Below are 18,040 nucleotides of genomic sequence, written 5' to 3'. Positions count from 1 at the left end.
CTCCCCCGCTGTTGGTGTTCTGGGTGTTTTCTCTTTTTTTTGCTGCGGAGGGGGGAAAGGGCGGGGGGAGCCCCAACCCCCCCCCCCCCCCCCCAAACCCCCCCCCCCGGGCCCGGAGCACCGCGGGTCAGTGGGTGGCCGCCCCCACCTTCGGGAGCTCGGGGTCGACTCCCGGGTCGCCGGCGTCGGCCGTGTAGTCCGCCGGGGAGGTCTCGTCGACGCCGTCCGGAGCCTTGACCGCCCGCAGCGCGAAGGTCAGCACCACGGTGACGGCGGCGTTCAGGACGAAGGCCGTCAGCCCGATGTAGCCGATCTCCCCGATGCCGGGGATCTCCGCCGACGAGCCGCCGAAGTGCTTCTGCGTCGGACTGGCGACGCCGTAGGCCGCGACCGTGCCGTAGACCATCCCGACCGCCCAGCCGGCGAGCAGCGCCCAGCGGTGGAACCAGCGGGTGAAGAGGCCGCCCACCAGGGCCGGGAAGGTCTGGAGGATCCAGATGCCGCCCAGCAGCTGGAAGTTGATGGCAACCGTCTTGTCCATCGTCAGCACGAAGGCCAGGGCCCCCACCTTCACCAGCAGCGACACCAGCTTGGAGACCTTCGTCTCCTGCTCCGCCGTGGCGTCCGGCTTCAGGAAGTCCTTGTAGATGTTGCGGGTGAACAGGTTCGCCGCGGCGATGGACATGATCGCCGCCGGCACCAGGGCGCCGATGCCGATGGCGGCGAAGGCCACGCCCGCGAACCAGTCCGGGAACATGTCCTCGAACAGCTGCGGGATGGCGAGCTGCCCGTTCCGCACCTTGACGCCGGCCGCGATCGCCATGAAGCCGAGGAGGGCGAGGAGCCCCAGCATCAGCGAATACAGGGGCAGGATGGTGGTGTTGCGCCGGATCACCTCACGGCTGCGCGAGGACAGCGTCGCCGTCACGGAGTGCGGGTACATGAACAGGGCGAGCGCCGAGCCGAGCGCCAGCGTGGCGTAGCCCCACTGGCCGGCTTCGGCGGGCACCAACGCCCCGCGTGGCTTGTCCGTCAGCGGGTTGGTCTGGGCGAACGCGTCCCCCGCCTTCGCGAAGATGTCGTCGAAGCCGCCCAGCTTGACGGGGATGTAGATGATCGCGACCGCGATCACGATGTAGATCAGCGTGTCCTTGACGAAGGCGATGAGCGCGGGGGCACGCAGTCCGGACGAGTAGGTGTACGCCGCCAGTACACCGAAGGCGATCAGCAGCGGAAGGTCCTTGACGAACCAGTTCGTGCTCTCGCCGCCGCCGACCCCCATCACGTCCAGCACGGCCTGGATGCCGACGAGTTGCAGTGCGATGTAGGGCATCGTGGCCAGGATGCCGGTGACCGCGACCGCGAGCGACAGCCCCTTGGAACCGAAGCGGCCGCGGACGAAGTCGGACGTGGTGACGTAGCCGTGCCTGTGCGACACCGACCAGAGCCGCGGCAGGAAGGTGAAGATGAGTGGGTAGACGAGGATCGTGTACGGCACGGCGAAGAAGCCGGCCGCCCCCGCCGCGTAGATGGCCGCTGGGACGGCCACGAACGTGTACGCCGTGTACAGGTCGCCGCCGAGCAGGAACCAGGTCACCCACGTACCGAAGGAGCGCCCGCCGAGCCCCCATTCGTCGAGGCTGTTCTCGTTCTCGGCTTTGCGCCAGCGTGCGGCCATGAAGCCCATGACCGTGACGGCCAGGAAGAAGAAGACGAAGACGCCGAGCGCGACTCCGTTCACACCGTCCTTCACTTCGACGCCCCTTCCTTGCGGGCGCGCTGGTCGCGCTGCCAGAGCTTGTACGCGATCATCGTCAGCGCGGTCGAGACGACGACCCAGAGCATCTGGTACCAGTAGAAGAACGGGATCCCGGCGACGGCGGGATCGGCTTTCGCGTACGAACCGACCCAGAGCATCGCGGCGAACGGCGCGACGAGGCAGAGGGCCACCACGACCCGCACCGGGGTGATGGCCGGTTTTCTCTCTTCGGGTGCATCGGGCATGAGTGGCTCCGTCCCCTCGGTGATCAGGTGCGTGACGCCGAGGAAATCTAGGCGACCGCCCAGCCGGGTGGAACCCCCCGCCGGATAACGAACCCGGCCAATCGCCCAACGGCCGCGAGACCGCTCACCTGCCGGAACGGACCGTTCGGCGGTCCGTTCCGACCACTTGGCGCTCGCGGGGGTCCGGTCGGTTCACCCGTTCGGAGGACGGTCCGGAGCCTCGCAGATCAGCTCGCCGCGGGACGCTGGAGCCGCGCGACGAACTTGTAGCGGTCGCCCCGGTACACCGAGCGGACCCACTCGACCGGCTCGCCCTGCGCGTCGAGCGAGTGGCGGGACAGCATCAGCATCGGCAGGCCCACGTCCGTCCCGAGCAGACCCGCCTCCCGCGGCGTGGCCAGCGAGGTCTCGATCGTCTCCTCCGCCTCGGCGAGATGGACGTCGTACACCTCCGCCAGCGCGGTGTACAGCGAGGTGTACTTGACGAGCGACCTGCGCAGGGCCGGGAAGCGCTTCGCCGACAGATGGGTCGTCTCGATCGCCATGGGCTCGCCGCTGGCGAGACGGAGCCGCTCGATCCGCAACACCCGCCCGCCGGGGGAGATGTCCAGCAGCCCGGCCAGCCGGTCGTCGGCGGTGACGTAGCCGATGTCGAGCAACTGGGAGGTGGGCTCCAGGCCCTGCGCCTTCATGTCCTCGGTGTACGAGGTCAGTTGGAGGGCCTGTGACACCTTCGGCTTCGCGACGAACGTGCCCTTGCCCTGGATCCGCTCGAGCCGGCCCTCCACGACCAGTTCCTGTAGGGCCTGGCGCACGGTCGTGCGCGAGGTGTCGAACTCCGCGGCGAGGGTGCGCTCGGGGGGGACGGGTGTGCCGGGCGGCATCGTCTCCGTCATGTCGAGCAGGTGTCGCTTGAGCCGGTAGTACTTGGGCACGCGTGCGGTTCGGGCCGTGGTCCCGTTCTCCGCCTCGGTGCTGCCCCCGTCCGTGGCCATGGCCTGCCTTCCCGACTCGTGTGCTGCTGCCGTCACCGGCTCCTCCGTCTGTTGCGGCTCACATGGTGGCACGGTCCGGTCGCGGGGCGTCGCCCTCCCTCAGGTGTCGGTCCGATAACGGACCTGACAGCCCTTCTTATACACCCTTGACACCCCTAAAGGTCTAGGCCAAGCTCCCGGTACTGGTCTAAACCATTTAAGGCCATGTCCCGGTCCCACGAGCAGTACTCGGCGTATGCCCTGACGTAGGTCACGCGGTGGGCGGGGGGTTGCAGGCGTCCTGAGGAGGGTGGCGTGAAGCGCAAGCTCATCGTGGCGGTCGGCGTCGCGGGCATGATGGTCGGCCTCGCGGCCTGTGGTGGCGGTTCGGACGACGGCGGGGGCGCTGCTAGTCCCGCCAAGGAGCTCACCGTCTGGCTGACGGTGGACGCCCAGAAGAACTGGCCCGAGTTGGTCAAGGCGGCCGACGACGCCGTCACCGAGAAGCACCCCGGCCTCACGATCAAGCACGAGTACTACGGCTGGCCGGACAAGAACACCAAGCTCGACGCCGTACTCGCCACCGACAAGGCACCCGACGTGGTCGAGATGGGCAATACGGAGATGCTCGGCTACATGGTCAAGGGCGCCTTCGCCGAGATCGACCCGAAGCAGTTCGACCGGTCGGACGCCTGGCTCGACGGGCTCGAGGCGTCGGTGCAGTACGAGGGCAAGACCTACGGGGTGCCCTACTACGCGGGCGGCCGGGTCGGCACGTGGCGCAAGGACATCGCCGCCGAGGTCGGGGTGGACGCCCCGCCGAAGACGTACGCCGAGCTGATCGGCGCCCTGGACCGGATCCAGGCCAAGAAGGGGGACAAGTTCAGCGCCTGGTACCAGCCGTCGCCCGACTGGTACGCCGCCATGTCCTTCGTCTACGACGCGGGTGGCTCCATAGCCACGAAGGACGGCGACCAGTGGAAGGCGAACCTCTCCTCACCCGAGTCCCTCAAGGGCCTCGGCGCGTACAAGTCGATCCTCGACACGTACATGCACGGTGACAAGACCAAGGACGAGGCGGACCGGCCGGTCGTCTTCGGCCAGGGCAAGTCCGCCACCATCTTCAGCGCGGCCTGGGAGGGCGGCACGGCCGCGACTCCCGAGAACGACAAGGTGGGCAAGCTCGCCGACAAGATCGAGAGCTTCGTCATGCCCGGCCCTTCGGGCAAGCCGCTGCCCGTCTTCCTCGGCGGTTCCGACCTCGCGGTGCCGGTGAAGTCGCGGGTGCAGGGCCTCGCCGCCGAGTGGATCAACGCCTTCACCGGCAGCAAGGGGCAGAAGGGCCTCCTCGCCAAGGGCAACCTGCCCAACAACAAGACGGACCTGGCGACGTTGAAGGGCGACCCGAAGACGGTCGTCCCGGCCACCGCCGCCGAGTCCAACTGGTTCGTCCCCATGGCACCGGGCTGGGGCCAGGTCGAGAAGGCCCAGATCCTCAAGACCATGCTCCAGGAGATCGGCACCGGAAAGAAGCCGGTCGAGGCCGCCGCGAAGGACGCGGACGCGGCGATCGACAAGGTCATCAACACCAAGTGACCTTCCGGCAGGGCCCCGTCGGGTGACGGCGGGGCCCTGCTCCCGTACGAGGATGGGACCGCTGAGGAGCGCCCGATGAGTGCCGCAGACACGACCACTGCCAAGGTGCCGCCGACGCGGCCGCCGACGTCCCGGGACGTCGGGACCGGTACGAGGAGGAAGGGGAGGCCCGGAGGGTCGGCCGACCGGCCGCGGGCCGGGCACGGGGCCGCAGTCCCGTGGGCTCTGCTCGCGCCCTGCCTCCTCGTCCTCCTGCTGGTCCTCGGCTACCCGCTGGTGCGGCTGGTCACCCTGTCCTTCCAGAGGTTCGGGCAACCGCAGCTGTGGGGTTTCCAGGAGCCCGAGCCGGTCGGCTTCGCCAACTTCACGAGCATCCTGGGCGACGCCGAGTTCTGGACGGTCGTGGTGCGCACGGTCGCCTTCGCGGGCGGGGCGGTCGTCCTGACGATGGTGCTCGGCATGCTGATCGCCCTGTTGCTGCAGCGCGTGTCCGGCTGGGTGAAGACCCTCGTGAACGTCGCGCTGGTGGCGAGTTGGGGTATGCCGATCATCGTCGCCACCGCCATCTTCAAGTGGCTCTTCGACACCGACTACGGCGTGCTGAACTGGCTGCTGTCCCAGCTGCCCGGGGTCGAGATGGTCGGTCACAACTGGTTCGCCAGCGGCCCGCAGGGCCTGGGCGTCATCATGTTGCTCGTCGTCTGGGGCGCGGTGCCGTTCGTCGTCATCACGCTCAGCGCCGGACTCACCCAGGTGCCCAGGGAGCTGGAGGAGGCCGCCCGCCTCGACGGCGCCGGCTCGTGGGGCGTCTTCCGCTACGTGACCCTGCCGGTCCTCAAGCCGATCGTCGTGATGCTCACGACGCTCTCGGTGATCTGGGACATGGGGGTCTTCCCCCAGGTCTTCGTCATGCGCGGCGGACACCCCGAAGCGGAGTTCCAACTGCTGACGACGTACTCGTACGACAAGGCCTTCGTGGTCAACGACTACGGCACCGGTTCGGCGATCGCGCTGGTGACCGTTGTCCTGCTGCTCGGCGTGGTCGCCGTCTACATGCGTCAGATGCTCACGATCGGAGAAGTCGAGTGAGCGCGCATGCACAACGTACCGTCCGGCGCCCCGACCCGACGGGATCACAGGTGAAGCCCGCCGGCGGCAGGCTCGGCTGGAACCTCCTGGGTCTGCTCGTCTTCGTCACCGCGGGTTTCCCCGTCTACTGGATGCTCAACACGGCACTCAAGCCGGCGAAGGACGCCATCGACCCCAGTCCGCACTTCTTCCCGCGGACGTTCACAATGGAGAACTTCGCACGAGCCTTCGACGTCGCGGACTTCTGGGGGCCCATCGGGCGGAGCCTGGTCGTCTCGCTCGTGGTGGTCTCCATCGGCATCGTGGTCGGGATGCTGGCCGCGCTCGCCATCTCGCGATTCGCCTTCCGGGGGCGCAAGCTCGTGATCGTCGGCATCCTGGCCGTCCAGATGATCCCGCTGGTCGCGATGATCATCCCCGTCTTCCTGTTGCTGAACGACCTCGGCCAGTACGACAGGCTGAGCGGCCTCGTGATCACGTACCTGACCTTCGTCCTCCCCTTCACGGTGTGGACCCTGCGCGGCTTCATCGTCAACATCCCCAAGGAACTGGAGGAGGCGGCGATGGTGGACGGCTGTACTCGCACGGGGGCCTTCCTGCGCGTGGTCTTCCCGTTGCTCGCCCCCGGAATGGTCGCCACCTCCGTGTACGGATTCATCCAGGCGTGGAACGAGTACCTCTACGCACTGATGCTGATGAGCCAGCAGAACCAGACGGCCACCGTCTGGCTCGGCAACTTCACGACGAAACACGGCACCGAGTACGCACCGATGATGGCCGGGGCCACGATGATGGCCGTTCCCGTCGTGATCCTCTTCCTCCTCGTCCAGCGCAAGATGGCCGCAGGTCTGACGGCCGGCGCAGTGAAGGGATGACGCCCTGATGACGATCCTCGTAGATCGCACCGACACCCTCACGCGGGACGCCCTCGCCGTCCTGCAACCCGGCTTCGTGGGCACGACCGCGCCCGATTGGCTGCTCCGCAGGATCGGCGAAGGACTCTGTTCGGTCGGTCTGTTCGGCCGGAACATCGTCACACCTGGGCAACTCACCTCCCTCACCGCACGGTTGCGCGCCGAACGGGACGGCGTCCTCGTCGCCGTCGACGAGGAGGGCGGGGACGTGACTCGGCTGGAGGTCCGCACCGGGTCCTCCTTCCCCGGCAACTTCGCCCTGGGCTCGATCGACGACGTGGACCTCACCCGGGCGGTGGCCCGTGAGCTCGGCCGTCGGCTGGCCGACTGCGGGGTCGATCTGAACTGGGCCCCCTCCGCCGACGTCAATTCAAATGTGAACAATCCGGTCATCGGGGTGCGTTCCTTCGGCGCCGACCCGGAACTGGTGGCCCGGCACACCTGCGCCTACGTCCAGGGGCTGCAGTCCGCAGGAGTCGCTGCATGCACCAAGCACTTCCCGGGGCACGGGGACACGGCCGTCGATTCGCACCACGCCCTGCCCCGGATCGATGTGGAGTTGGCCACGTTGCACGCCCGTGAGCTGGTGCCTTTCCGCGCGGCCGTGACAGCGGGTTCCAAGTCGGTCATGAGCGCGCATATCCTGCTACCCGCGCTCGACCCGGACCGCCCGGCGACCCTGAGCCCGCAGATCCTCACCGGTCTGCTGCGCCAGGAGCTGGGCTACGACGGCCTGATCATCACCGACGGCATGGAGATGAAGGCCATCGCCGCACGCTACGGAATCGAGCGCGGCAGTGTCCTCGCGATCGCCGCCGGTGCCGACGCGATCTGCGTCGGCGGCGGCCTGGCCGACGAGGACACCGTGCTGCGGCTGCGCGACGCACTCGTCACCGCGGTGCGCAAGGGCGAGCTGCCCGAGGGACGACTGGCCGACGCGGCCGCGCGCGTGCGTGCGCTCGCGGACTGGACCAGGGGGGCGGCATCGGGGCCGGGCGCGGCTTCACAGGAGGGGACCGCGCCCGGCACCGAGATCGGACTGACCGCCGCGCGGCGGGCGCTGCGCATCACTCCTGGAGAGCAGCCCTGGGAGCCGCTCACCTCGGCACCGTACGTCGCCGCGTTCACGCCCGTGGCCAACATCGCCGTCGGTGACGAAACCCCGTGGGGCGTCGCGGCGGAACTGGCCCGTCTCCTGCCGGGCACGGAGACGGGCACGTACGGTCAGGACGACGACGTCGAGGAAGCCCTCGCGACCGCAGCGGGGCGCCGCATCGTCGCCGTCGTCCGCGACGTCCACCGCCATGCATGGATGGCACGGTCGCTCGACGCGCTCCTCGCGGTCAGGCCGGACACGATCGTCGTCGAGATGGGCCTCAACCAGGCTCCGCCCCGCGGCGCCCTCCACATCGCCACCTGCGGCGCGGCCCGCGTCTGCGGACTGGCGGCCGCGGAAGCCGTCACGCGGCGCGAGTGACACCCCTTCTCCCGCGGACGGCCCACGGTCCGGGCCGTGGGCCGGTGGCGGGCCGCCGCCGGCCGGTACCGGGCCTGTCCGTGGGTCCGCGGGGCTGCCGTGACCGGCTCCGGAGGAGGACGGACGGCAGTGGCCGGCCGTCGGCCGGCCACGACGGACGACGATGCCGGTCTGCCCAAGCGGGGGCGGGCCGGCATCGCCTTGAGGGCGGGCCGTCGTGCCGGTCGACCCGTTCCAGCCGGGCGGCGGTCGCCGACCTACAGTCCTTGCCAGACCGGCTTGTTCGCGTACGTCTGCCGGAAGTAGTCCGCGAGCTTCAGCCCGGCGGCGGCCGCCTCGTCCACGACCACCGTCACATGGGGGTGCAACTGGAGCGCGGACGCCGGAACGAGGGCGGACACCGGGCCCTCGACGGTCTGGACGACCGCCTCCGCCTTGCCCTCGCCGGTGGCGAGCAGCACCAAGTGGCGCGCGTCCAGGATCGTGCCGATCCCCTGTGTGATGACGTGGTGCGGCACCTGTGTGACGTCGCCCCCGAAGAACCGTGCGTTGTCGATCCGGGTCTGCTCCGTCAGCGTCTTGATCCGGGTGCGCGACGCGAGGGACGAACACGGCTCGTTGAAGCCGATGTGGCCGTCCGTGCCGATGCCGAGCAACTGCAGGTCGACTCCTCCCGCCTCCGCCAGGGCCCGGTCGTACGCCTCGCACGCGGCCTGGACGTCCCTCGCCGAGCCGTCCGGACCCATGAAGGCACCCTCGTCCAATCCGAGCGGCGCGACGACCTCGCGCAGCACGACGGAGCGGTACGACTCGGGATGCCCGGCCGGCAGGCCCACGTATTCGTCGAGCTGGGCTATGCGCGCCTGCGAGGCGTCGACCTCACCGGCGCGCACCTGCTCGGCCAGGGCCTCGTAGACGGGCAGCGGGGTCGATCCGGTGGCCACACCGAGCAGTGCACCGGGCTTGCGACGGAGAAGGTCCGCGATGCCCCGGGCGATGAGTTCTCCGCCTGCCTTGGCGTCCGCGACGATGACGACTTCCACGCTGGGCCTGCCGATCCCTTGAAGGTCAATGTGGTATAGACCAATTTAGCAGAGGCGGTGTGCAGGGTGTGGTGGGTTCCGGCCGGCGGGACGCGCTCCCGTGCGGTCGACCGGGCCGGTGGCGCGGGCCCGGACCTCCCGCCGCGGTGCCCGCCCTGCTCCTTCCACTCCAGCACGGATCGGGCCGCCGGGCGACGAGGCGGTCCGGTGGGGAGTGGGGCGCGCGCCGGAAGCGTCGGCTCGACCGGAGCGGTGCGGCGGGGGAGTGGCAGGCCCCGGAAACACCCGCGGGCCGCGGCGCCAGAACGGGACCCTCAACCCGCCCGGCACCGCAGCCCGGAGTTGCTCGGCCGGCGGGAGTGCGGTTCCCGTCCGACCGTCGGAGGCAATCGGCGCAGTCAGGGCAGAGAGCGCCGGGTGCCTCGGTCCACCCTCCTGTGCGGGGAGGGTGGAGGTATGTGTTCCATCATTGTGTACGACATTCTGGACTAGACCATTCTGGTCTGTCCATCCATGCGCACGGACCGATCCAGGGTCCATCTTCCACCACGGAGCCCCGTCACGTCAGGTGCACAGCGAAGGTACGCTCGCAGCGTGCCCTCCATGAACGACCTCGTCCGCCAGCACACCGCTCTGAGTGAGTCCGACCTCGAGTGGCTCCATCTGCTGGTTTCGGAGTGGCAACTGCTCTCGGATCTCTCCTTCGCGGATCTCGTCCTCTGGGTCCCCACGCTCGACGGTACCCGTTACGTCTCCGTCGCACAGATGCGGCCGAACACCGGCCCCACCTCCTACCAGGACGACATGGTGGGCCACCTGGTTCCGCGTGGACGCCGGCCGCTCCTGGACGCTGCACTCGACGAGGGCCGCATCGTGCGCGAGGGCGACCCCGAATGGCGTGAGGAAGTGCCGGTGCGGGTCGAGTCCATCCCGGTCCGACGTGAGGGTCGCGTCCTCGGCGTGATCGCCCGCAACACCAACCTGCTGACCGTCCGCACCCCGAGCCGCCTCGAACTCACCTATCTGCAGTCTGCGTCGGACCTCGCCCAGATGATTGCTGCAGGAGCGTTTCCCTTCCCCGGCCAGCAGGTCGACATGGACGCTTCGCCCCGCGCCGGGGACGGCCTGATCCGCCTCGACGCCGACGGTGTCGTGCAGTACGCCTCGCCGAACGCCCTCTCCGCCTACCACCGACTCGGGCTCGCCGCGGACCTGGTGGGCCAGCACCTCGGACAGATCACCGCCGAACTCGCCCCGTCCCGGGGTCCGGTCGACGAGGCGCTGGTCAAACTCGCCAGCGGTTACGCGCCCCGCGAGGCCGAGGTCGAGGGCAACGGGGGTGTCATTCAACTGCGGGCCATCCCGCTCAAGCCGAAAGGCCCCCGCATCGGCTCCCTGGTCCTGCTGCGCGACGTCACCGAACTCCGGCGCCGTGAGCGCGAATTGATCACGAAGGACGCCACCATCCGGGAGATCCACCACCGGGTGAAGAACAACCTCCAGACCGTGGCGGCGCTGCTGCGGCTCCAAGCCCGCCGCATGGATTCCGTACGCGGACGGGAAGCGCTCAACGAGGCGGTCCGCCGCGTCGGTTCCATCGCCATCGTCCACGAGACCCTTTCCCAGAATCTCGATGAGCGCGTCGAATTCGACGAGATCGCCGATCGGGTCCTCGCCATGGTCGCCGAGATCTCACCAGGCAAGGTCGTCTGTCGTCGCACCGGCCGCTGCGGGATCCTCGACGCCGAGGTCGCGACCCCGCTCTCCATGGTCCTCACCGAGGTGCTGCAGAACGCGCTGGAGCACGCCTACGCACCGGGTGAGCACGGCACGGTCGAGGTCACGGCCGTACGTGGGGGACCGCTGAACGCCGAGCGGCTGCTGATCACCGTGCAGGACGACGGTCGGGGTCTGCCGGAGGGCTTCGATCCCCAGCGGGCCGGCAATCTCGGCCTCCAGATCATCCGGACCCTGGTCGTGGGGGAGCTGTGCGGCAGCTTCGACATGCGTCCGGCCCCGGGCGGCGGAACGCGCGTGGTGCTCGACATCCCCGTGCAGAGCCAGAAGTAACGGCCCACGCACGGCCGCCGGCGGTGGGGCCGGTCCGGCGCTGGTCCAGGACAGCAGTCAGGGCGTGCAGCAGCGAGCCCCGGACCGATTCGATTCGGTCCGGGGCTCGAATGCTGTGGGTTACTGCTGCGTGCTGCGGCTCGGGGGCGGTGAGTGCGTACTCGCCGTACGCGCCGCCGGGCTCTGGCTCGTAACAGGGGGCGTCAGGCGCTGGCGTTGCGCGCCCGGTTGCGAGCGGCGCGGCGCTTCATGGCGCGACGCTCGTCCTCGCTGAGGCCACCCCAGACGCCGGAGTCCTGACCGGACTCGAGCGCCCACTGCAGACACTGCTCCATGACGGGGCAGCGGCGGCAGACGGCCTTGGCTTCCTCGATCTGCAGCAGCGCAGGACCGGTGTTGCCGATGGGGAAGAACAGCTCGGGGTCTTCCTCGCGGCAAACGGCGTTGTGACGCCAGTCCATGGCTGCTACCTCTCTCGGTATAACGTGCTTGTGAATGTGAACGCTTTCACGAATCCCCCCGCAGGTGAAGGGCCAACGCCCAGGCAAGCTGGTTGTGGTCCTTGGAATGAGGAGGGGTTCTGGCTTTCGGAGGCCGATTCAGCGGGCCGTCCCGATCGCCATGTAGAGATTCGCAAACCTCGGCGGCGGATACAACCCCTTCTGGAAAGTTTTTTTTGATTCCTCGGTGTCGACTAGGTCACAGCCGTACTTCCATGGGGTGGATCCCAGCCCATACGTTCGAGATAAAGGCCGTTGGGTCCTTCCACTCACACAATCACACGCAGTGCACGGCGAACGCCTGTGAACGTCACGCTGGTCCGCACGCCGAGGTGGTCTCCGTCCAGTTGGAACGGGAGCGGGGCCTTCGAATGCAAGGTGAAGTCCGTCAGATCGTGAAAGGAGACCACGTGCTTGCCCCGAGGGCCGCGCTCGGGGGTCGAAGTGAGCAGCTGAGTGACGTAGCGGGTGACCGCGGTCGCCGAGAGTCTGGTCAGACCGAGCACGTCGAGGGCGTCGTCGAAGGACGCCTCGGGGGAGGCGTAGACCGGCCGGTTCCCCAGGTACGTCCAGGGTGTGGTGTTGCAGACTATCGACAGGGCGAGGTCCGTCACCGGGTCCGCGCCCGGGCGCTCCAGTGTGATCACGCCGCGCCTGCGGTGCGGCTCCTCGAAGAACTGGCGGAGCGCCTGACGCACGTAGAGCGCGTGCGTCGAGGTCTTGCCCCGCTCCCTCTGCTGCTCGACCCTCCCGATCACCCCGGCGTCGAAGCCGAACCCCGCGCAGAAGGTGAACCAGCGCGGCCCGATCGCCTCGTCGACCGAGCCGGGGGTCCCCGACGCCAGCCCCAGGCCGACCGTCCGCTCGCTGTGGTGGCCGAGCGCGTCCAGGATCGCGCCGGTCGCCTCCACGGCGTCATTCGGCAGCCCGAGCGCGCGGGCGAAGACATTGGTGGAGCCGCCGGGCACGACCGCGAGGCGGGGCAGCGCGTCGGGATCGGGCCCGGCGTGCAGCAGACCGTTCACCACCTCGTTCACCGTGCCGTCGCCCCCCAGTGCCACGACCAGGTCGACGTCGCCTGAATCGGCCGCGCGGCGGGCGAGATCCCGGGCGTGGCCGCGGTACTCGGTGGTCACCGCATCCAGCTTCATCTCGCTGGCGAGTGCGTGGATGAGCACGTCGCGGGTGCGGGCACTGGTGGTGGTTGCCGCCGGATTGACCACGAGGAGTGCACGCATGGGCGACAGGGTACCTACCGGGCGGTACCGGACCCAGCCCGGGTCGCTCTGCGGACCGGGGGTCGCGGGGACCTGCGACGGTGCACGGCTACCCTGCAGGGGTGAGCAGGCTTGAGCAGACCCCCGAGCGGACTTCCGGACCGCGCCCCGCCCGACTGACGGCCGCGGCGGCCCTGTGCGGGCTGGAGGCCCTGGCCCTGATCGCCGGCGGTGCGTACATGTTGGTGGCGGGCCTCACCGGTGACCCCGACAGCACGTCTCAGGCCGAGACCGGCGGGGCGACGCTGATCGCCCTGGGGCTCATCCCCCTCCTGGCGGCGCGCGGCCTGCTGCTGCGTCGTAGCTGGAGCCGAGGTCCCGCGATCATCACCCAGATCATGGCCGCGCCGGTGGCGTGGACGCTGCTGCGCTCCTCGGGGGGCTACATCCCGGCCGGCATCGCCCTCGCCGTCATCGCCGTGACGGCCCTGGTGCTGCTGGTCAACCCGGCCACCACGGAGGCGCTGGGCATCCGGGGCAGGGCCGCCGGGTCCTAGGCGGCACCGCCGCGACCGGCGGGGCGCCGCCACCTCACTCCTCCACCAGCAGCTTCTCTCGGAGCTGCGCGAGCGTACGGGCCAGGAGACGGGAGACGTGCATCTGTGAGATGCCCACCTCCTGCGCGATCTGTGACTGCGTCATGTTGCCGAAGAACCGGAGCAACAAAATCCGCTTCTCTCTGGGCGGCAGATCCTCCAGCAGCGGCTTCAGCGACTCCCGGTACTCGACGCCTTCGAGCGCCTCGTCCTCGGCGCCCAGGGTGTCCGCGACCGCGGGCGACTCGTCGTCGGTATCCGGTACGTCCAGCGACAGGGTGGAGTACGCGTTGGCCGATTCCAGGCCCTCCAGCACCTCTTCCTCGGAGATGCCGAGCCGCTCGGCCAGCTCGTGGACCGTCGGGGAGCGGCCGTGCTGCTGGGAGAGCTCCGCAGTCGCCGTGGTCAGCGAGAGACGCAGCTCCTGGAGGCGGCGCGGCACCCGGACCGCCCAGCCCTTGTCCCTGAAGTGGCGCTTGATCTCGCCGACGACCGTGGGGGTCGCGTACGTCGAGAATTCGACGCCCCGGTCCGGGTCGAACCGGTCCACCGACTTGATCAGGCCGATCGTGGCGACCTGCGTCAGGTCGTCCAGTGGTTCGCCGCGGTTGCGGAACCTGCGGGCCAGGTGCTCGACCAGGGGGAGGTGCATCCGCACCAGCCGGTTGCGGAGCTCGGCGCGCTCGGGGGACCCGTCCGGAAGTTTGCGCAGCTCGATGAACAGCGACCGCGCCTCGCTCCGGTCGTTCGGGGCGTGGTGCTCGTGCGCCGTGGAGTCCAGTTCCTGCTCGCTCATATGGGCCGCCCTCCGCTTCGCCTGGGAGGTACCCCCAGCCTGCTTCTGCTCCGCCGAGGCCGAAAGGCCGTCATGCTCGTCCACCGGGTGCGGCCTGGCCTGCTGCTCCGGGATGCCTGCCGCCGGTGCGTACGCCGGCTCCGCCGGAACGGCACGCCCGCCGTTCGCGACCCCGGGGATGCGCTCCTCGTCACGCACCGGACGGTCCTCGTCCCTCACGCCGGCCCGGGTCCCGCGCCGCGCTGTTTGTACAGACTGATGGAGACCGTGCGGTCGTCCGCCACGGAGGAGTCGACCTTGCCCGCCAGTGCCGAGAGCACCGTCCAGGCGAAGGTGTCGCGCTCCGGGGCGCGGCCGTCGGTCGTCGGAGCCGAGACGGTGACCTCCAGGGAGTCGTCGACGAGCCGGAAGACACAGCTGAGGACGGAACCCTGGACGGCCTGCTGGAGCAGGATCGCGCAGGCCTCGTCTACGGCGATCCGCAGGTCCTCGATCTCGTCGAGGGTGAAGTCCAAGCGCGCCGCGAGGCCGGCTGTGGCCGTACGCAGCACGGACAGGTAGGCACCCGCAGCGGGCAGCCGGACTTCCACGAAGTCCTGGGTCCCGGGCTCGCCTGCGATCTGGGACACCCTCACCTCCAAGGTGGCACAAGGTCGATCGAGGCTCCGGGAGGACGATCCCGGAGCCGAGGGCTACGCGTCGGTGCGCAGCCAGTACCTGGACTGGCGACGCTACCGTGATCCATGGTGCCGTGTCGCTGGCACCCCTCCCCGACTCTGTCACTCATGGTAAGCCTATGCGTACGGACAGTGGCTAGGGGTCTGCGGGTCTCAATTACGAACTACCGGCGGAGGTTTGACGTACCCACACGTCAGACGATCGAACCGTCCACGAAGCACCAGCGCCAGGTCTCACCGGGCTCCAGCGTCCGCATCACCGGATGCCCTTCCTGTTCGGAGTGCCGGGAAGCGTGCCGACCCGCCGAGGAATCACAACACCCCACGTGCCCGCAGGTCAGGCAGATCCGCAGCTGTACGGGGTGGGTCCCGTCCGCCAAACACTGGGGGCAGGTGCCGCACTGTTGTGCGGGCTCGGGGTGCGGCAGGTCGAGAACGTGCTGGCACTCGCTCATGATGGCCAGGTTACGACGTGCGGCGAGGGACGTGAGGACGCGGACATGGAAGCATTGCCAGTCGTGGCGCTGATCGCTGCGAGCGCCGCGATCGCCGGGGCCGCCCGCAGGACGCCCGTGCCGGCGCCGCTGTTGTTGGTCGCCGCCGGTCTGCTGGCCTCCTACGTGCCGGGCATCCCGGACTACGCCCTCGATCCGGAGATCGTGCTGCCGCTGATCCTCCCCCCGCTGCTGCACACGGCGGCCATCGACAGCTCGTACCTCGACCTGCGGGCGAACGTCCGGCCGATCGCCCTGCTGTCCGTGGGGTACGTGCTCTTCGCGACGGTCGTGGTCGGTTGCCTCGCGTACCTGCTGGTGCCCGATCTTCCGCTCACCGCTGCGCTCGTCCTCGGCGCCGTCGTGGCCCCGCCGGACGCCGTTGCCGCCACCGCGATCGCCCGCCGGCTCGGACTGCCGCACCGCATCACCACGATCCTCCAGGGCGAGTCGCTGGTGAACGACGCCACGGCCATCACCGCGTACCGGGTGGCGCTCGCGGCGGCGGTCGGCGAGGGCGTGAGCTGGCTCGGCGGCGTCGGGGAGTTCTTCCTCGCGGCCGCGGGGGGCATCGCCGTCGGGCTCGTGCTGATGGTGCCGATCCACTGGCTGCGCACGCACCTGAAGGAAGCCCTGCTGCAGAACACGCTCTCCCTGCTCATCCCATTCGTCGCCTACGCCGCGGCCGAGTACCTCGGCGCATCCGGCGTGCTCGCGGTCGTGGTGGTCGCCCTGTACCTCGGACACCACGCGTGGCAGGTCGACTTCGCCACCCGGCTCCAGGAGGAAGCCGTCTGGCGGATGGTCGCCTTCATCCTGGAGTCGGCGGTCTTCGCGCTGATCGGGCTGCAGCTGCCGTACGTCGTCCAGGGGCTCGGCGCGTACGGCGTCGGGGAGGCCGCCGGGTACGCCGTCGGGGTCTTCGTCGTCGTGGTCGTGGCCCGCTACGTCTGGGTGTTCCCCGCGACGTTCCTGCCCCGGAAGCTGTCACGCCGGATCCGGGAGCGGGAGCCGGGGGTCGACTGGAAGGCGCCGGTGGTCGTCGGGTGGGCCGGGATGCGCGGGGTGGTCTCGCTGGCGATCGCCTTCTCGATCCCCCTCACCGTGCCCGGCGGGGCCCCCTTCCCGGCCCGCAACCTCGTGCTGTTCCTGACCTTCACCACGGTCATCGGAACGCTCGTGGTGCAGGGGCTGACGCTTCCGCCGCTCATCCGCGCGCTCAAGTTGCCCCAGCGTGACCCGCAGTCACTCACCCTGGCCGAGGCGCAGGCGCAGAGTGAGGCGTCCAGGGCTGCGGAGGAACGCCTGGAGGAACTGCTCGTCGACGAGCGCAACGCCCTTCCCGGTCCGCTCGCCGACCGGCTCCGCACGGTCCTCGAACGACGCAAGCACTCCCCTTGGGAGCGGCTCGGCGCGGGCAATCCCGTCACCGGTGAGTCCGCCGACGACACTTACCGCCGACTCGCCCGGGACGTGATCCAGACGGAGCGGGAGGTCTTCGTGCGGTTGCGCGACGCCCGGCGCATCGACGACGAGATGATGCGCACCCTGCTGCGCAGGCTGGACCTGGAGGAGGCCGCCGCCTACCGGGAGGGTGGCTGAGGGGCCGGAGCCGTGCGGACCGTCTCCACCCGCCCGGCCACAGCTCGTGCGGGGGTCCCCGTGATCACCGCGGCCACGGCGGTTCCCGGCGCGAAGGCACCCTCGCCCACCAGGGCGACGAGGCCGTACAGCAACTTGGCGACGTAGACGCGTTCGACCGGGATCGAGTGCCGCGTTTCGAAGTCGTCCGCGAAGGACGCGAGGTCTCCGCTGGTACGGGCGTATCCGCCGAAGTGGAAGCGGTCGTCCAGCGACCAGGCGCCCGCGGGCCCACCGAAGGCCTCGTCTTGTAGTGCGCGTATCTCCCCGCCGAGGAAGCCGCCCTTGAGCACGGGTATGCCGAGGGCCCTCCTGCCGGGCGCCAACCCTGCCGCCAGACCGGCGAGGGTCCCACCGGTGCCGCAGGCGACGGCGGCCACGTCGACATCCCCCAGTTCGCGTCCGAGGTCCGTGCAGCCGCGCGCGGCGAGTGCGTTGCTGCCGCCCTCGGGCACGATGTAGCAGTCCCCGAAGCGCTCGAGCAGCGCCGCCAGCACCTGGGGTTCGGTCTTGCACCGGTAGCTCCCGCGGTCCACGAAGTGCAGGCGCATCCCGTCCGCGGCGCACGCGGCGAGCGAGGGGTTGAGCGGACGGTCCGCCAGCTCCTCGCCGCGCACCACCCCGACGGTGGGGAAGCCCAGCAGCCGCCCGGCGGCGGCGGTGGCGCGCAGATGGTTGGAGTACGCGCCCCCGAAGGTCAGGACGGTGCGCCCCGCGGCGGCGAGCAGGTTCGGCGCCAGCTTGCGCCACTTGTTGCCCGGGATGTCCGGGTGGATCAGGTCGTCGCGCTTGAGCAGCAGCCGCACGCCGTGGCGGGCGAAGCGCTCGTCGTCCACCGGCTGCAGGGGGGAGGGGAGCCGTGGGTGCAGGGCAGCGAGTCCGGACGCGTTCACCCCCCTATCTTCGCCATCCCGTCCCGGCGGTGCACGGCGCATGGCCGCGGGGCGGGAAG

The 18,040-nt window shown here is 69.8% G+C and carries 17 protein-coding genes; 7 read left to right on the top strand and 10 right to left on the bottom strand.

Going from position 1 to position 18,040, the window contains the following annotated elements:
* Positions 1–127: 127 nt before the first annotated feature.
* The 3 genes from mctP to ACFXOM_RS00515 form a co-directional block, all read right to left on the bottom strand.
* Positions 128–1,753, bottom strand: coding sequence for a monocarboxylate uptake permease MctP (gene mctP, locus ACFXOM_RS00525; RefSeq protein ID WP_384931769.1), 1,626 nt, complete (start codon positions 1,751–1,753; stop codon positions 128–130).
* Positions 1,750–2,004: a DUF3311 domain-containing protein gene (locus ACFXOM_RS00520; RefSeq protein WP_384931767.1), complete on the bottom strand. Its 255-nt coding sequence runs from the start codon at positions 2,002–2,004 to the stop codon at positions 1,750–1,752. Before ACFXOM_RS00520 ends, mctP begins: the two co-directional genes overlap by 4 nt.
* A gap of 227 nt (positions 2,005–2,231) precedes the next feature.
* Positions 2,232–2,999: a GntR family transcriptional regulator gene (locus ACFXOM_RS00515; RefSeq protein WP_384932084.1), complete on the bottom strand. Its 768-nt coding sequence runs from the start codon at positions 2,997–2,999 to the stop codon at positions 2,232–2,234.
* A 294-nt stretch (positions 3,000–3,293) separates the two neighbouring features.
* Here ACFXOM_RS00515 and ACFXOM_RS00510 point away from each other — a divergent pair, with 294 nt between their 5' ends.
* The 4 genes from ACFXOM_RS00510 to ACFXOM_RS00495 all read left to right on the top strand — a co-directional run bounded on the left by ACFXOM_RS00510 (position 3,294) and on the right by ACFXOM_RS00495 (position 8,054).
* Positions 3,294–4,574 carry an extracellular solute-binding protein gene (locus ACFXOM_RS00510; protein ID WP_384931765.1) on the top strand — a complete coding sequence of 427 codons (1,281 nt, stop codon included), beginning with the start codon at positions 3,294–3,296 and terminating at the stop codon, positions 4,572–4,574.
* Positions 4,575–4,649: 75 nt separating this feature from the next.
* Entirely contained in the window at positions 4,650–5,663 is a 1,014-nt protein-coding gene (locus ACFXOM_RS00505; RefSeq protein WP_384931762.1) for a carbohydrate ABC transporter permease, read from the top strand.
* Between the two features lie 50 nt (positions 5,664–5,713).
* Complete coding sequence (locus ACFXOM_RS00500) at positions 5,714–6,538, top strand: carbohydrate ABC transporter permease (protein ID WP_384931759.1); 825 nt, start codon at positions 5,714–5,716, stop codon at positions 6,536–6,538.
* 7 nt (positions 6,539–6,545) lie between these two features.
* On the top strand, positions 6,546–8,054 hold the full coding sequence (locus ACFXOM_RS00495) for a glycoside hydrolase family 3 protein (RefSeq protein ID WP_384931756.1): 1,509 nt from the start codon (positions 6,546–6,548) through the stop codon (positions 8,052–8,054).
* A gap of 257 nt (positions 8,055–8,311) precedes the next feature.
* On the opposite strand, the gene nagB is transcribed toward ACFXOM_RS00495, so the two are convergent.
* Complete coding sequence (gene nagB, locus ACFXOM_RS00490; RefSeq protein ID WP_384931753.1) at positions 8,312–9,097, bottom strand: glucosamine-6-phosphate deaminase; 786 nt, start codon at positions 9,095–9,097, stop codon at positions 8,312–8,314.
* A gap of 603 nt (positions 9,098–9,700) precedes the next feature.
* Here nagB and ACFXOM_RS00485 point away from each other — a divergent pair.
* A complete protein-coding gene (locus ACFXOM_RS00485) occupies positions 9,701–11,167 on the top strand; it encodes a PAS domain-containing sensor histidine kinase (protein WP_384932081.1) in 1,467 nt (488 codons plus the stop codon).
* A 203-nt stretch (positions 11,168–11,370) separates the two neighbouring features.
* Here the strand turns inward: ACFXOM_RS00485 and ACFXOM_RS00480 are convergent, their stop codons facing one another.
* Both ACFXOM_RS00480 and ACFXOM_RS00475 read right to left on the bottom strand, forming a co-directional pair.
* The gene (locus tag ACFXOM_RS00480) at positions 11,371–11,628 is read right to left on the bottom strand and encodes a WhiB family transcriptional regulator (protein WP_003953983.1); all 258 of its coding nucleotides are present in this window, start codon (positions 11,626–11,628) and stop codon (positions 11,371–11,373) included.
* A gap of 308 nt (positions 11,629–11,936) precedes the next feature.
* A complete protein-coding gene (locus ACFXOM_RS00475; RefSeq protein WP_384945044.1) occupies positions 11,937–12,905 on the bottom strand; it encodes a diacylglycerol/lipid kinase family protein in 969 nt (322 codons plus the stop codon).
* 101 nt (positions 12,906–13,006) lie between these two features.
* On the opposite strand from ACFXOM_RS00475, the gene ACFXOM_RS00470 reads away from it, so the two are divergent.
* Entirely contained in the window at positions 13,007–13,441 is a 435-nt protein-coding gene (locus ACFXOM_RS00470) for a hypothetical protein (protein WP_384945047.1), read from the top strand.
* A 34-nt stretch (positions 13,442–13,475) separates the two neighbouring features.
* Here ACFXOM_RS00470 and ACFXOM_RS00465 read toward each other — a convergent pair whose 3' ends face one another.
* The 3 genes from ACFXOM_RS00465 to ACFXOM_RS00455 all read right to left on the bottom strand — a co-directional run bounded on the left by ACFXOM_RS00465 (position 13,476) and on the right by ACFXOM_RS00455 (position 15,408).
* The gene (locus tag ACFXOM_RS00465; protein WP_384932078.1) at positions 13,476–14,603 is read right to left on the bottom strand and encodes an RNA polymerase sigma factor SigF; all 1,128 of its coding nucleotides are present in this window, start codon (positions 14,601–14,603) and stop codon (positions 13,476–13,478) included.
* Positions 14,492–14,905 (bottom strand): anti-sigma regulatory factor, encoded by a 414-nt coding sequence (locus ACFXOM_RS00460; RefSeq protein WP_384931746.1) that lies wholly within the window; start codon positions 14,903–14,905, stop codon positions 14,492–14,494. Before ACFXOM_RS00460 ends, ACFXOM_RS00465 begins: the two co-directional genes overlap by 112 nt.
* Before the next feature lie 242 nt (positions 14,906–15,147).
* The gene (locus tag ACFXOM_RS00455) at positions 15,148–15,408 is read right to left on the bottom strand and encodes a UBP-type zinc finger domain-containing protein (protein ID WP_384931743.1); all 261 of its coding nucleotides are present in this window, start codon (positions 15,406–15,408) and stop codon (positions 15,148–15,150) included.
* Between the two features lie 45 nt (positions 15,409–15,453).
* On the opposite strand from ACFXOM_RS00455, the gene ACFXOM_RS00450 reads away from it, so the two are divergent.
* Positions 15,454–17,049 carry a Na+/H+ antiporter gene (locus ACFXOM_RS00450; RefSeq protein WP_384931741.1) on the top strand — a complete coding sequence of 532 codons (1,596 nt, stop codon included), beginning with the start codon at positions 15,454–15,456 and terminating at the stop codon, positions 17,047–17,049.
* On the opposite strand, the gene ACFXOM_RS00445 is transcribed toward ACFXOM_RS00450, so the two are convergent.
* Positions 17,031–18,023: a 1-aminocyclopropane-1-carboxylate deaminase/D-cysteine desulfhydrase gene (locus tag ACFXOM_RS00445; RefSeq protein ID WP_384945049.1), complete on the bottom strand. Its 993-nt coding sequence runs from the start codon at positions 18,021–18,023 to the stop codon at positions 17,031–17,033. The genes ACFXOM_RS00450 and ACFXOM_RS00445 overlap by 19 nt on opposite strands.
* Positions 18,024–18,040: the final 17 nt, after the last annotated feature.

This window comes from Streptomyces sp. NPDC059169 (genome assembly GCF_042755225.1).
Taxonomy (GTDB): Bacteria; Actinomycetota; Actinomycetes; order Streptomycetales; family Streptomycetaceae; genus Streptomyces.
This window is presented reverse-complemented; position numbering and strand designations above follow the sequence as displayed.